The sequence below is a fragment of the Legionella sp. 227 genome, assembly GCF_043161935.1.
Lineage (GTDB): Bacteria > Pseudomonadota > Gammaproteobacteria > Legionellales > Legionellaceae > Legionella > Legionella sheltonii.
Genome location: NZ_CP171154.1, coordinates 2,015,375 through 2,030,076, shown reverse-complemented (window position 1 = coordinate 2,030,076; position 14,702 = coordinate 2,015,375). Strand labels below are relative to the sequence as shown.

The window sequence follows — 14,702 nt, the reverse complement described above, 5'->3', positions numbered from 1 at the left end:
ATGAAGTAATCCTCAAGAATTACGATTCAAATTCTCCGAGACCTACGTAAAAAGTGCTTTCTTGCCATGCACATTTGCGAAAAGCATCCTGATTATCGATTTTTTACAGCTCAGACAATAGGGCCGCCTGCGACTATTACCAAGTTAATCCAAAATAAAAAACAGGCAACGCTGCAATTAAACTATCCAAACGGTCTAAAATACCACCATGTCCCGGAATAAGAGCGCCTGTATCTTTTAAATGGCAACGACGCTTTAATATACTAATGAATAAATCACCAAAGATTGCAATAATTATAGTACATAAGGCTAAAACGAACCAATGAACCGCGGCAACCGGTTTAAAATAACTATACCCAATCCACGCGATGAGCATAGACAGAATAATGCCGCCAATAACCCCCTCCCAAGATTTTCCAGGGCTGACTTGAGGAATTAATTTATGTTTGCCCATCAGTTTTCCGCTAAGATAAGCCCCTGTATCTGAAACCCAAATTAAAAACAGCAAATAAACGAGCTGTGCTTTGCCATTAGGCAAGTTATATAAATGAATAAGGCTTTGTGCGAATAGCGGTAGTAGTAAAAAACAAACAATCGCTACGACGGCAGGATAACCCCAATATTTCTGTGAGCCAGGAAAACTGAGGATAGCAAGTACATTCAAACACCAAATAATTAAGCCAATATCCAACCAATAATAAAAGAAAGCACCACAAGCCCACAACCCCACAAGCATAATTACAACAAATCCGGCTTGTAGACTCCAATGGTTCAATGGTATTAATTGCCAACACTCTCTGCATGCCGCAAGAAAAACAAGCAAAACAATTCCTGCCAAAAGCCACTGATTACCATAAAAAATAAGCCATAAAACCAAGGGCACTAAAATCAGTGTTGTAATTAAGCGTTGGAAAAACATAATGTCGCCCTTATTATTTAGAGTCTAACAATTCTACTATCTCAGCCAAACCAGTGACATTCTGCACTCGGATGCCCCTCACTTCCCGTCATTTGAGCATTACAAGGGATGACGAGATTATGTGTTCCAGAATCAGGCCATGTGGCTCAAGTTAATGAAATGTATATCCCTATTGTTAATTAAGAAATTTGCCCGAATCTTCTCTTCCTTTTATTAAAAGAAGCTAAAGCCAATTCAAGCTCATATTCACCAAAATCTGGCCAATGTACCTCACTAAAATAAAGCTCTGTATATGCAAGCTGCCAGAGGAAAAAATTACTAATTCGTAACTCACCACTCGTACGAATAAATAAATCAGGGTCAGGTAATCCATCTGTATCCACATAATGGGCAAAATTGACTTCATTTATATCTTCTATTGTCAATTCACCATTTAAAACTGCCTTGGCTACCTTTTTTGCAGCGTTTACCAGGTCCCACTTACCCCCATAATTAACAACTACATTCAAAATTAATTGCTCATTATTCGCGGTTAAAAGCTCTGCTTCCCGCATTTGTTGTTGCAAGACCGGTGAGAGCAAACTACGGTCTCCCGTAAATCGCATGCGGATTCCATGCTGATTTAACTCAGCAAGTTCCTTTCTTAAGGACTCCAGGAATAATTCCATTAAAAAATTAACTTCCTCAGCAGGTCGAAACCAATTCTCCGAGCTGAATGCAAATAAACTAAGACAAGGAATTCCCTTGGTCATACAGCAGCGAATCATTTTCTTCACAGACTCAACACCTGCTTTATGACCTTCAATACGCGGAAGTCCCCTACTTTCAGCCCAACGACCGTTTCCATCCATAATAATGGCAACATGCTGAGGAATTTTTTGTTCCAAAACTACTCTTCCCAATCAAATAAATGGTGCATAGTCTAACCTTTTTAATACAAAAATGTCACTACTGAAGCAATGAGACTCAATAGACATTCAAAAAAATTGTATCAAGACAAATGTCAAAAAATTTAATTTATACCATTCACCTATCATTTTTTGAGCTAAAGACGAGCGCTTATGAACGAAAAATATTCAAGTGACATCGTTAATTCAAACATGAGCTATGCCGCTTCATGATGTTTTATTGAGGCTTTAGAAACACTCGCTCTTCTTTACCTGAGCTGGTTCTTTCTTGTTCCTCAACTCCTTGTTTGCCTGTTTTTGTTTCTTGTTGCTTATCAACTTTTTGTTTACTTGTTTTCGGCTTTTCTTGCTCATCAACTTCTCGTTCAGCCGTGGTTCCTTTTACTAACATTCGATAAGCCTCTGGATCTTGTGAGAATAGAGTAAGCTGTCTCAGCATACTTAGTGTGGGATAGTTACCTATAATTTTTTCATAAGCCTTATCAGGCATGACTTCTGAATCGGTGGTACGCTCCTTTAACAGCAAGGATGCCCACTCTTGGTTTATAACACCCCATTGCTTCAATATTTCATCAGCATTTTTTAACCGATATCCGATTTTAAAAAGCGAATCATTTTGTGGCGCTACACTAAGATATAAATTACCTATAAAAAAAAGTGCAAGCAATCGTGTTTCTTTAAAATTATGCGCTTCCGCACCTAGCACTGAGGGCACCATGAGTTTAAATATAAGAAAACTATAATCGATATTGCTAATAACAAATCGTGCATTCCAGCTTACATATAAATCTTGCCAAAATTTATCAATTTTAAACTCGGAAACCACCTTTGGGTCACTATTAATAGTCAAACCTGGGATCAATGGATAGTCATCTGTATGTTGCATACGCTCCTCAACACCTTCAGGAAGAATATGCTTTTTGTGTGTTGCTGCAGTACGATAATTTAATTGCTCCATCAAGCCAATTAAGCCTAATCCTGACTTTGAGTTCTCTTTGCCACCACGCTCTTCATATCTTAGGCTAACCACATCGGTACGACATGCTTCAATTATATTAATGGCCATAGGTGCAATTGAGATGGGGCGTTCATCCGTGTTAGGGACAATAATCGATGATGCATTCCAACTGGATAAATGATATTTTTCGATAAATTGTTTTACATCCTCTTCAGTTATTTTTAATTTATCGCTCATTTGGCGCTGAAAAAGGATTTGCAAAAAGCCAGGTTCAATGGAAATGAGTTTCAAACGTTCAAATAAAGGGGTATCCCATGGGGTGCCGAATAAAAAGTTTGTCCAGGTATTACCTTTATTAAATGGATTGTTACGCTGATTCAGAATATGTTTAAAGGTATCTTCAGCAAATTGGCTGCTATTGCTTAATGTGGCAACAAAGGATTCAAGCAGACACAAGAGATGGAGCTGAACGAGAAGAGTATCCTCTGCTTGTTTAATTTCCTCTTGGGAAATTAATTGATTGTCTTCAATGTAAGCTAAAAGAGTGCAAACTCCCTCATTATTCAATGCATATTCTTTAAATGCATTAATCAGTTGCGTCAAATCAAGTCTTTCTGAGGTCAGTTTTTTTATGAAAAGATTAAATGCTTCATCTTTGGTTTCTAGGTCGTCCAGTTTTAAGAGATGTAACAAGTGTTTCATTAAAATAGGACTGGTCTTTAGATCTAATTTTGAATAATCAATTACTTTATCTAAAAATTTAGCAGCCAATTGCCGAGTATTACTCCCTTCTTTGGGGACATTTTGAGATGAAGATGAGGCTGTGTTTTCTTGAGTTGTACTCAGTTTGAAAAATTTAGGACCTGAATTTATAGGCATGTTGCAGCGTTCCTCATGGTTTGTATTGCTTATCCAGATTAAATTGAGCCCGCCTTAACCTGAACAATCAAAAATCAATCTGGTCGCATTCTATACCATTATTATTAAGAAATTATTAATTTATCACTCAGCGCGAAGATAAGGATACGATGAATGACCCAGAGTTTAAAACCTTGCTGCATGAATAAATTTCGAAATACCAATTAAGTAAGGTATAATTTTTCCACCCAATTGGGATTGTGTTCCACGGAGAATTGCATGCAAAAAAAAACACCCTTGTTGCTCATGATATTAGACGGCTGGGGATATAACAAAAATAATCAATATAATGCGATCGCCCAGGCCAATACACCACAATGGGATGAATGGTGGAACAATTGTCCCCATATTCTTTTGCACGCTTCGGGATATGCTGTTGGTTTACCTGACGAGCAAATGGGTAATTCCGAAGTAGGGCATATGCATATAGGTGCAGGGCGAGTCATCCAACAAGACTTCACTCGCATCAACGAAAGCATAAAAAATGGAGCGTTCGCCAACAACGCCATTTTTTGTGAGGTAATAACCACCCAAGAGAAAAACAATAAATCATTGCATATTATGGGTTTGTTTTCTCCAGGAGGAGTACACAGCCACGAACAACACTTATTTGCCTTACTTGATTTATGTGCACAAAAACAATTCACTTCGGTATATTTACACTTATTTTTAGATGGCCGGGATACACCGCCACAAAGTGCCTTAGCGAGTTTAGAGCGACTCAATACGGAATTAAAAATACATCCAGTAGCTCGAATTTGTTCGATTAGTGGGCGCTATTATGCAATGGACCGAGACAATCGTTGGGAAAGAATAGAACCTGTCTATACTTTATTAACACAAGGCCACAGCCAACATCATTTTCAAGATGCCGAAACAGCAATCAAGTCTTATTATCAACAAAATCTTTCTGATGAGTTCATACCTCCTACTCTTATAGGCCAAAAGAAAGCAATAGAAGATGGCGATGCGGTTTTGTTCTATAACTTTCGTGCAGACAGGGCGCGACAATTAACTACGGCTTTTATTGATCCAACATTTAAAAAATTCAACCGCACGGTGCAACCGCAACTATCCTATTTTGTCAGCATGACCCAATATGATAAAAATCTACCGACTTCCCCGGCTTTTCCACCGATTCCTTTAAATCATACCTTAGGTGAAGTTCTTGCAGAGCACGGGTTAAGTCAATTACGCATTGCAGAAACAGAAAAATATGCGCATGTAACTTTTTTCTTCAATGGTGGGAACGAAAATGTTTTTTCGAATGAAGAGAGAATTCTCATTCCTTCTCCTAAAGTCGCCACCTATGATTTACAACCAGAAATGAGCGCCCCCGAATTAACAGAATGTTTGGTCGAAGCAATTAACAGTCAAGCCTATGACGTCATTATTTGCAATTATGCCAATGCCGACATGGTAGGACATAGTGGGAATTTTCAGGCTACAATTCATGCCATAGAATGCCTTGATCAATGCATGAGCAAAGTGTGGCATGCACTAGCCCAACAAGGGGGTAAACTACTCATTACGGCGGATCATGGGAATGCTGAAGAAATGTTTGACGAAACGACACATCAAGCACATACTGCCCATACCAGTGAACCTGTACCATTATTATATGTAGGGGGACATTGGCATTTTACACGTAGTGAAGGAAGCTTAATTGATATCGCACCAACCATGTTGGCCTTGCTCGGTATTACTCCTCCAGTGGAAATGACAGGACATCAATTGTTAGAAAAAGATACTCATGAATAAACGGAATTATTTAATTTCTCATGACTTATGTCACTCAAATGCTAAAAATTCCCCTTTTTATCATTTGATAGCGGTTAAGCAAAAATTAAAACCCACTCGATGGACTAATCAACAATCGAGTGCTCTCTCTTTGAGTGGATTATTCTTTGGTATGTTGTTTTGCTTTGGAGTATATGCAGAATCTTCTACCGTACTCCAAACACAAAATAAGTTAAAACAATTAGATGCTCAAATTAACAGCCTCCAAAAAACGTTAAACTCAGCACACGACAAACGCGGTATTTTAAATAAAGAATTATCAGAGACTGAAAAGCAGATCGGTGAAGGGATTCGCAAACTCCGCTCCATTCAAGAAGATATCAAGAACAAAGAAAATAAAATTACTGACTTGCAAAAACAAGTAAATCAGTTAAATCAACAACTTATTACCCAACAACAATTATTAGCGAATCACGTGCGTGCTCGCTATCAAATGGGTGAGTATCAATCCCTTAAACTGCTGCTCAATCAAGATGATCCAAATAAGGTCAGCCGGATTTTAACCTATTACCAATATATCGTTAAGTCACGACAACTCTTGATTGAAAAAATTGATAAAACTCGTGCACGTTTAAGTGAAAGCAAAGAAAATCTTCGTGAAGAACTTAATGCGAACAGGCAACTTAAAACGGAGCTTACTAAGCATCAAGAACAACTGCAACAAAATAAAAGTTATCATACGACGTTAATTCAATCTTTGAATCATGAAATTCAAGATAAACAAAACAGATTAAGAGAGGTACGGAAAAATAAAGAGAATTTGGCCCGTTTGCTGAAGTCATTAGCCCAGCAAAGCATTACTCAAAAGGACAAACCGTTTCATGAAACGAGCAGTCCATTTAGCCAAATGCGCAAAAAATTGCCGCTTCCAGTCCAGAGCCAGAGCCGATCCTTACGCAAAATGAATCAAGGAGTGACATTTTTTGCCGAGGAAGGAGCCGTAGTTACTGCCGTTTATCCTGGAAAAGTAGTATTTAGCGACTGGCTGAAGGGATATGGATTATTGATTATTATTGATCACGGACAGGGTTTTATGACCTTGTATGCTCACAATCAATCCCTATTCAAAAGCAAGGGTCAGTATGTACGACAAAATGAACAAATTGCAAGTGTTGGTCATAGCGGCGGAATTAAACAAAACGGTCTATACTTTGAAATAAGACTAAGGGGAAAGGCAATTCCACCACTTAATTGGTTATCATAAGTGAACCCTGGCACCTTAATTGCATTTCAATAATTATAATAAAAGAAGATGGCTTATGTTGTAGCCTTGCATCTGAGGAGATCGCTATGTTGATAAGAAAACTGTATCCATGCACGCTTGCGATAGTGTACGCTTTTACTCTTATGTTACCTCTGACTGGCTTTGCAGATGATGAAACAAATACTTCTACAAACTCCAATGCCACTTCTAAAGCAGTTCCTTTAGAAGATGTTCAACGATTTTCCAATGCAATCGGTGAGATTAAAAAATATTACGTTAAACCGGTCGATGATAAAGAACTCTTTGATAACGCCATTCGTGGCATGCTCAATGGTCTTGATCCCCACTCCAGCTATCTGGATGAGGAAGAATTTAAAGAGCTGCAAACATCAACTAGCGGTGAATTCGGTGGGTTAGGATTGGAAGTGACCATGGAAGACGGGGTTGTTAAAGTGGTTACTCCTCTGGTGGATACCCCTGCATTTAAAGCGGGCATTAAGTCTGGAGACTATATTATTAAATTGGGTAAAGAGTCCGTTCAAGGTCTCTCACTTAAAGATGCAGTTAACTTAATGCGCGGTAAAGCGGGAAGTACCATTCAGTTGACCGTATTACGCAAAGGAGTTAACAAAGCGCTTACTTTTGACTTAGTACGCGAAGTGATTCAAATTAAGAGCGTACAAAGTAAATTGCTCGCTCCAGGCTATGGTTATATCCGTTTAACTCAATTTCAGGCATTAACTGGAAAAGATATGCTACAAGCCATTGATCGACTAAAACAACAATCTGGCGGAAACTTAAAAGGTCTCGTTCTGGATTTACGTAACAACCCAGGAGGCTTGCTTGATTCAGCCATTCAGGTTTCTGATGCCTTCCTTGGTAAAGACAAATCAGGAAAACCCGAAACAATCGTTTCAACTAAAGGACGTTTACCTGGTTCAGACTTTACCGCCTTATCCAAAGGTATCGATGTTTTGCATAATGCACCAATGGTTGTATTAATCAATAATGGTTCTGCATCTGCCGCTGAAATTGTAGCTGGTGCGCTTAAAGACAATAAACGAGCCGTTATTTTAGGTACAACTAGTTTCGGTAAAGGTTCAGTACAAACCGTATTACCGTTGGATGACAAAACGGGGATTAAATTAACTACAGCTCTTTATTACACTCCCTCTGGAACCTCAATTCAAGCTAAGGGTATTGTGCCTGATATCGTAGTCAATGAGATGGAGATTCCTAAGACCGCTGCCAAGCCTTCTGATCTTACTGGATTTAGTGAAGCCAATCTTAATGGCCACTTGATTAATAAGAACAATGAGGAAAATAAAGCGAAAACTGTTAAAGCTCAAATAGATGATTTAATGCATAATGACTATCAACTTTATGCTGCTTTAACTGTCTTGGAAGGTATGTCTTTAGCCAACAGATAATTATCAGATTGCAAGAGATAAAGAGGAGCCATGAAGTTGGATTGTAATCTGACTTTCTAGGCTCCTCTTCTTTACTTAAATGAGCAACCTGGTTGCTCGAAATCGAGTATGAAGCTACCTCAAGCGGAATCAATTCTCCTATTATATAAATCCTGGTTACATCATTTTGGCGGCAAATAGGAAACAACCGTCTTAGAAAGGTCATTTGTCAATGGTGTGTTGGCCTTAACACCATCAGCAGTAGCACGATTATTGACGCAAAACAATCCAAAAGTCATCAATCTGGAGTGTTGCTTTTCAACATGTTCGCTTGGTACAACAGCCCCAGCTACTCTCTCTTGCTCCGGATCACTATTCCTCCAGTTAATGTGCAGGATGGGTTGTTTTGTAGTCCAATAAAAAATGCTTTGAAAATGTTCAATGATCCTTGCATTCCACAGATCAGCACCATAATGACCACTCCATTCTGTACTGACAAACATATTATTTAAAAATGCAATTTTGCCACCGACCATTGTCGCTCGTCTTGAGTCGCTCCCTGAAGCACCAGCAATATACAGAGAATCAGCGATGCCATCGTGTCCGTGTGGATTGAGTTTTTTACTAAATGTTATTCCAATAAAGCCCGTCGTATGATCAAATACAAAATCAATAAATCCAAGCTCTTTCCCTTCAGTTATGCCTAAACTCAACACATTGAAATCTACCGGTTTCTTAGAAGATCTACTCCTTATCATCCCTAAAGGATATCCAAAACGCTCACCTAAGATAATTGAGATTACGCCTTTTTTATTACCCAGATGCGTGTTTGCAACCACTTGCTTCAGAAGCTCATCTTTACTTTGCATACAACCTCCTCTTCTCCTTGAAAAGAATGTCGACACTATGATCTAATTTTATGCTATCTATATTAAGGCAAGATTAAAGATATGAAGTGAGAGAGGTTGCAAGCGAATAGATACTGTCTTTAAAAGCAAGTTAAATGTTCATTAAAAGCTTGCTTATTTTTTAAGACACCGAAAATAATGTGAGCTAACTTGCGCATCACAGCACAAATGATTGTTTTCGGTGTTTTGCCTTTCGCTTGAAGTTTATTAGCAAAAGGAAGCAGCGATTTATTGTAACGTTTGGCAACTAAAGCAGCCATGTAAAGAGCCTTTCTTAATCGGCTGTCACCGAGTCTCGAAATCGTAGTTTTGCCGATAAAAGAACCTGATTGATGTTGTTTGGGAGTAATCCCCATATAGGCAGCGAATTGTTTTGCTGTTTGGAAGCATTGTACTTCAGGCATACGTGCCAATATCTGATAGGCAGTAAGTTTTCCAATACCCTTAATAGACAGTAATAATTCAAATTGCTCTCTAAGCTGCTTATTATTATCAATGCGTTCATCAATTTGTTGTTGAATGGCTTTAATTTCTTGTTCCAGCTTCTCAATCATTTTCTTGACGCTTTTCTGTGCTGCATGTCCCTTAAGGCTATGTAGTTGATTCGTTAATTGAATGACCTGGGCTTTTAGCATATCCAATACTTTAGTTAACTCTCTTATTTCTTTTTGCTCTATAGAGCTTGACTGATAAAGGCGGGGTTCCATACGTTGACCAAATTGGGCAATGATTTTTGCATCAATCGTATCATTTTTATTGCGTGCTAGGGAGGCTTTGGCAAAGCTCTTAATTTGAAAGGGATTAATGACACTCACTCGAATTCCTTTTTCCGTTAAGAAGTCAGCAAGCCCCTCGCTGTAATGACCAGTTGCTTCCATACAGACCCAAGGAGATATTGTGTGTTGCTCAAGCCATTTATGAAATGCTTGATATCCTTGTTTGTTATTAGGAAAAACAGCATGTTTGTAACGGTTATTGATTGCTAGAGCACTATCAAACTTATCCTTAGCGATATCAACACCTATAAAATCATATGCACTCATGCTAATCTCCAATGGCTGTAAAAAATACTTGAGGTTATTTATCATTGACCAAGCTTGCGAATACAGGCTTACTTTGACGAGAGCGGCCTAAGATACTGTTCGGTCGATTGATAAGTGGGGAGAAGGTCCTAATCTACACATCAGGCTTTTATGCCTTGCCCGGTTACAAGATCACTTCTCCCATCTCAAGTGCCCTTGAGATTAAGCTTTTTTGCTTACAGATTAAAGATACAAGCCCGGTTGCTCGCAACCGGGAATGAGGCGAACTTTATTCAGGCGGTAAGAATCTGCTTTTTATAAGAAACGCCTTTTTTATCTAGGTTAAATGTACCCATTACCCCTGTCCCTGATTCAAGAGCTAAAAGATGTGTTGCCACCGCTTGGGATGAAAAATCAGAATGAGTCTTCATCGCCAGCTGAGCACTATGATGAATCAGATGAAATATATCAAAAGCATACCCTGCTTCACTCACAGGGTGACTGAAATATTCCTGTTTAAATTGAGCAATAAACTCCGGTTTCACCGAGTGAGTCAAAACAGCTGCTTGTTTGTGATTGGGACTTTGGGCTAAGAAATTATTTTTTCCATCAGCAATGATTGAATCATCAGTCAGACAAAAATGAATGAGCTTATTTTTTTTTGCTAAAGGTGCGATTAAAGCCCCGCTGTCTTTACCTTCAGTTATCAATACGTTAATGTGGTGTGCATCAATAAATTTTTGCACGGTTTTTGCTGCATTCGCAGTATTTGGCATTTTATCTAAAGTATAAAATTCGTAATTAATGTCAGAAGAGTTTAATTGATCGCGGGCTATTTCCATTGCCCCCAACATATTCCTGCCAATAAAAGCAGATTCGTTAGAAAAAGGGGCATAAATACCAACATTGATTGTCATTTTGGTTTTATTAGTAGAGTTACTGGGGTCAGATGCAGCCTCACAAAATCCTACTGCCATTAGCGATAAGAAAAAAGCACCTAAAATAGCATACAATTTTGATAAAAAAAGTTTCATATTCATCATCCTCATTGATTAGACTCGATTGCTATTACCTTCAAAGGAGTGCTGAGTCCCTTTCCTACTTGTCCCATTACCATTAGTTTCCCTTCTCCCCACAGGGGAGAAGGTGCCCTTAAGGGCGGCTGAGGGTATTGATTTTCCTCAGCCTTGCCCCTCTCACTTCCTCACTCCGGATAAGCAGAATGCAGCTTGGAGTAAGAATTTATTTGATAGCTCCAAGGAACAATAAATTCATTTTGCTATGAAAAGAATCTAAATACAATGGTTGGGATTTAATAATAATTATGCGATAATCTTCACAAACTGATATTTTTTAGATTACAATGAACTATATTAAATCAACTTCCTTCCTGGTCGGCCTGTTTTTTTTCTCTGCTACTCAAGCTAATGTTCAATCTTATTTTGATCAAATAAAAAATGATCCGAATTCTTTATATACATTCTTTAAAAACATGCCTAAAGGTGGAGAGTTACATTATCATTTATCTGGAGGCGCCTACCCAGAAGTCATGTTGGAACTGACATCTAAAGATAATTATTGCTTGAATACAAGCAATTGGACGGCCATTAAAAATCCATCTGTTTGTAAAGGTGTAGAGACAAAAGATTTGTTTAATCATCCAGAACTTTATGCAAGCACCGTAAGAAGCTGGTCTATGAAAGATTTTGTGCCAGGAAAGGAATCAGGCCACGATCATTTTTTCAACTCATTCTATAAGTTCAATGCCATAGTTGCAGATCATCAGCCCGAACTCCTCGCATCAGTCATGCAAACCGCCGCACTCCAAAATGAACGCTATATGGAAGTGATGATTTTACCTGATAATGCCCATTCTGTCAGTTTTGGTGATAAGCTCAAGAACACTACTTCATTTAGCCAAAAAAGAAAGGTTCTTTTGGAAAACCAAGACTTTCAAAACAATGTCAATTACACTGTAGTCGAATCAAATCGTATTTTGAAACAAGCACGACACGAGCTAGGTTGCGATACCAATCCAGAAAAAAAAGCCTGCCAAATAAAAATTAAATTTTTATACTATTCACTGCGAGAACAATCGCCAGATAACTTGTTTGCACAAACACTTAATGCGTTTGAAGCTGTAGATCAATCCATACGAAGTAAGGGCGCTCTTGTTGGTGTTAATTTAGTACAGCCTGAAGACGGGATGATCTCTTTACGGGACTATCGCAAACAAATGCAAATATACCAATACCTACACAAGCTATACCCTCAAGTTAATATTGCATTACATGCTGGGGAATTAACTCAAGAAATTGTTACCCCGGATGATTTAGATTACCACATTCGAGATGCACTCCTTACTGGCCATGCCCAAAGAATTGGACATGGAGTAGATATTGCACATGAAAGTAATGCAAAGAGTACCTTAGACTACATGGCAAAACATCATAAGCCAGTAGAAATTAATCTCATCAGTAATCTAAAAATATTAAAAGTCTCGGGTTCAAACCATCCGCTGAATTTTTATCTTAAACATGAGGTCCCAGTTGTCTTGTCTACGGATGATGAAGGGATATTGCGAACCAATCTAACGCAACAATATGTAGAAGCTGCATTGAATCATGGTCTGGATTATCCCACATTAAAACAAATCAATAGGAATGCGCTCACCTATTCATTTTTACCGGGTAAAAGCATATGGTCTGCCCCTGAAAAGGCTCTATTAATTGACGATTGCCAAGACCTAGAGAGCAAAAGTTGCCAACAATTTATCAAAACTAGTGAGAAAGCCCAATTACAATGGGAGTTAGAACAAAAACTGCATGCATTTGAAAATGAATTTTAGGTTTCACCGAAGCATAGCTCGAGCCTCGTCCCAACAACTCCATAAAACTTAATTTAAGATCAAATTATCTCTGTCGGGCCTGGGCCCGACGACTGCTTGAGCATTTCTCTTAAATGAGTTTATGAGTAGGTTTTGTAGAAATAAAAGATGAGGTCAGCTCGATACTGACATCAGGCCAACTCGAAGCAATTATATTGTCGGGCCAAGGCCCGACTTACTTTTGCTAAAGGTTATTACCAGGTATTTTGTAACGCTAATTCAAATCAATATTTAAAAGGATTACGTAAAATAATTGTCGAATCGCGCTCAGGTCCAGTTGATAATAAATCAATTGGAACATTGAGGAGATTCTCTATTCGTTTTAAATAAGCAAGGGCATTGGCAGGCAATTCACTCATATTCGTGACATCAGCAGTAGACTCTTGCCAACCAGGCATTTCTTCATAAACCGGCTCTAAACCTTGGAAGTCAGCAGCTGCTTGAGGAGGACGAGAAAGTAAATTACCTTTTTCATCCTTATAGGCAACAGCAATACGTAACACGTCTAATTTATCCAAAACATCCAGCTTTGTGATGCATAAGCCCGTGATACTATTTAACTCAATTGAACGCTTTAACAAAACTGCATCAAACCAACCACAGCGTCTGGGTCTTCCAGTAACAGCACCAAACTCCTGGCCACGCTCAGCAATTTGTTTACCAACCTCATCAAAGAGTTCTGTTGGGAAAGGCCCTCCCCCAACACGAGTAGTATAAGCTTTGGTGATTCCTAAAACATAGTCAATGTATTTTGGACCAAATCCTGCGCCATTAACTACCGAACCAACACACGTGTTTGATGAAGTCACAAAAGGATATGTGCCATGGTCAATGTCTAGATAAACCCCTTGGGCTCCTTCAAACAAAATATTATCGCCCCGCTCTCTATGCTCATGCAAGCAAGCAGAAACGTCACAAACCATTGGACGTAATTCTTCAGCCCATTGCAGCGCTGAGTCTAATAACGGTTGAAAAGCTACAGCAGGTTGCTTGAAATATTGCGTCAAAATAAAATTATAATAATTTAAAAGATCCGCTAATTTTGTTGCGAAGCGCTCAGGATGAAATAAGTCACTGACTTTTAATGCACGACGGGCAATCTTATCCTCATAAGCTGGGCCTATTCCACGTCCAGTAGTTCCAATGGCTGAATTTCCCATATGTGTTTCACGCGCTTTATCCATAGCAACATGACAAGGAAGAATCAGTGGACAAGCCAAACTAATACGTAAGCGGGAACGAACATCAATCCCACTTTGTTCCAGTTCTTTAATTTCTCCCAATAGCGCATCGGGTGAGAGAACCACTCCATTGGCAATGTAACAAGTCACATGGGGTCTCAGCATACCTGAGGGAATAAGACGTAGAACAGTTTTCACTCCATTAATTTTTAAGGTGTGACCTGCATTATGGCCGCCTTGATAGCGGACAACAACCTGCGCATCTTGGGTTAATAAATCGACAATTTTACCTTTGCCTTCATCGCCCCACTGTGTTCCTAAAACAACAACGTTTTTACCCATGATCAACTCTTAAATTTACAAAATGCTATTCGCTACTCTAAATTGAGAACCTGAGAACTCAATTTCAACAAAATTTGTAACTGCACTCCGTTGCCTCAATTCCCTATAGGTACATCTCAAATGAAAAGCATTCTAAAAAATGCTCACCTAGTCAGTATGCCTACCATTTCAGAGTGCTTTTTGCTCAACCTGCCACAAATTATGTAGTGTCCTCCAAGATTTTGGTATAGAGGTGAATAGTTACCA

At 38.7% G+C, this 14,702-nt stretch carries 11 protein-coding genes; 4 read left to right on the top strand and 7 right to left on the bottom strand.

The window, feature by feature from the left end; translation table 11 throughout:
• Positions 1-136: 136 nt before the first annotated feature.
• From ACF8MK_RS08720 to ACF8MK_RS08710, 3 genes are all read right to left on the bottom strand, one after another.
• The gene (locus tag ACF8MK_RS08720; protein ID WP_392536328.1) at positions 137-919 is read right to left on the bottom strand and encodes a phosphatidate cytidylyltransferase; all 783 of its coding nucleotides are present in this window, start codon (positions 917-919) and stop codon (positions 137-139) included.
• Between the two features lie 179 nt (positions 920-1,098).
• Positions 1,099-1,806 carry a polyprenyl diphosphate synthase gene (gene uppS / locus ACF8MK_RS08715; RefSeq protein WP_392536327.1) on the bottom strand — a complete coding sequence of 236 codons (708 nt, stop codon included), beginning with the start codon at positions 1,804-1,806 and terminating at the stop codon, positions 1,099-1,101.
• Positions 1,807-2,044: 238 nt separating this feature from the next.
• The gene (locus ACF8MK_RS08710; RefSeq protein WP_392536326.1) at positions 2,045-3,664 is read right to left on the bottom strand and encodes a symporter; all 1,620 of its coding nucleotides are present in this window, start codon (positions 3,662-3,664) and stop codon (positions 2,045-2,047) included.
• A gap of 258 nt (positions 3,665-3,922) precedes the next feature.
• Here ACF8MK_RS08710 and gpmI point away from each other — a divergent pair, with 258 nt between their 5' ends.
• From gpmI to ACF8MK_RS08695, 3 genes are all read left to right on the top strand, one after another.
• A complete protein-coding gene (gpmI, locus tag ACF8MK_RS08705) occupies positions 3,923-5,464 on the top strand; it encodes a 2,3-bisphosphoglycerate-independent phosphoglycerate mutase (RefSeq protein ID WP_392536325.1) in 1,542 nt (513 codons plus the stop codon).
• A gap of 151 nt (positions 5,465-5,615) precedes the next feature.
• The gene (locus ACF8MK_RS08700) at positions 5,616-6,707 is read left to right on the top strand and encodes a murein hydrolase activator EnvC family protein (RefSeq protein WP_392538942.1); all 1,092 of its coding nucleotides are present in this window, start codon (positions 5,616-5,618) and stop codon (positions 6,705-6,707) included.
• 86 nt (positions 6,708-6,793) lie between these two features.
• Positions 6,794-8,137: a S41 family peptidase gene (locus ACF8MK_RS08695; protein WP_392536324.1), complete on the top strand. Its 1,344-nt coding sequence runs from the start codon at positions 6,794-6,796 to the stop codon at positions 8,135-8,137.
• Positions 8,138-8,298: 161 nt separating this feature from the next.
• Here ACF8MK_RS08695 and ACF8MK_RS08690 read toward each other — a convergent pair whose 3' ends face one another.
• The 3 genes from ACF8MK_RS08690 to ACF8MK_RS08680 all read right to left on the bottom strand — a co-directional run bounded on the left by ACF8MK_RS08690 (position 8,299) and on the right by ACF8MK_RS08680 (position 11,080).
• Complete coding sequence (locus ACF8MK_RS08690) at positions 8,299-8,985, bottom strand: polymorphic toxin type 43 domain-containing protein (protein WP_392536323.1); 687 nt, start codon at positions 8,983-8,985, stop codon at positions 8,299-8,301.
• A gap of 119 nt (positions 8,986-9,104) precedes the next feature.
• Positions 9,105-10,067 (bottom strand): IS110 family transposase, encoded by a 963-nt coding sequence (locus ACF8MK_RS08685; protein WP_392536322.1) that lies wholly within the window; start codon positions 10,065-10,067, stop codon positions 9,105-9,107.
• A 272-nt stretch (positions 10,068-10,339) separates the two neighbouring features.
• On the bottom strand, positions 10,340-11,080 hold the full coding sequence (locus tag ACF8MK_RS08680; RefSeq protein WP_392536321.1) for a branched-chain amino acid ABC transporter substrate-binding protein: 741 nt from the start codon (positions 11,078-11,080) through the stop codon (positions 10,340-10,342).
• Positions 11,081-11,409: 329 nt separating this feature from the next.
• Here ACF8MK_RS08680 and ACF8MK_RS08675 point away from each other — a divergent pair, with 329 nt between their 5' ends.
• Complete coding sequence (locus ACF8MK_RS08675; protein WP_392536320.1) at positions 11,410-12,894, top strand: adenosine deaminase; 1,485 nt, start codon at positions 11,410-11,412, stop codon at positions 12,892-12,894.
• Between the two features lie 263 nt (positions 12,895-13,157).
• Here ACF8MK_RS08675 and ACF8MK_RS08670 read toward each other — a convergent pair whose 3' ends face one another.
• Positions 13,158-14,456 (bottom strand): adenylosuccinate synthase, encoded by a 1,299-nt coding sequence (locus tag ACF8MK_RS08670; RefSeq protein ID WP_392536319.1) that lies wholly within the window; start codon positions 14,454-14,456, stop codon positions 13,158-13,160.
• Between the last annotated feature and the right edge of the window lie 246 nt (positions 14,457-14,702).

Coding starts and splice junctions, on each gene's coding strand:
- ACF8MK_RS08720 (WP_392536328.1), bottom strand. CDS start 919: ATGTTTTTCCAACGCTTAATTACAACACTGATTTTAGTGCCCTTGGTT.
- ACF8MK_RS08710 (WP_392536326.1), bottom strand. CDS start 3,664: ATGCCTATAAATTCAGGTCCTAAATTTTTCAAACTGAGTACAACTCAA.
- gpmI (WP_392536325.1), top strand. CDS start 3,923: ATGCAAAAAAAAACACCCTTGTTGCTCATGATATTAGACGGCTGGGGA.
- ACF8MK_RS08700 (WP_392538942.1), top strand. CDS start 5,616: ATGTTGTTTTGCTTTGGAGTATATGCAGAATCTTCTACCGTACTCCAA.
- ACF8MK_RS08695 (WP_392536324.1), top strand. CDS start 6,794: ATGTTGATAAGAAAACTGTATCCATGCACGCTTGCGATAGTGTACGCT.
- ACF8MK_RS08690 (WP_392536323.1), bottom strand. CDS start 8,985: ATGCAAAGTAAAGATGAGCTTCTGAAGCAAGTGGTTGCAAACACGCAT.
- ACF8MK_RS08685 (WP_392536322.1), bottom strand. CDS start 10,067: ATGAGTGCATATGATTTTATAGGTGTTGATATCGCTAAGGATAAGTTT.
- ACF8MK_RS08680 (WP_392536321.1), bottom strand. CDS start 11,080: ATGAAACTTTTTTTATCAAAATTGTATGCTATTTTAGGTGCTTTTTTC.
- ACF8MK_RS08675 (WP_392536320.1), top strand. CDS start 11,410: ATGAACTATATTAAATCAACTTCCTTCCTGGTCGGCCTGTTTTTTTTC.
- ACF8MK_RS08670 (WP_392536319.1), bottom strand. CDS start 14,456: ATGGGTAAAAACGTTGTTGTTTTAGGAACACAGTGGGGCGATGAAGGC.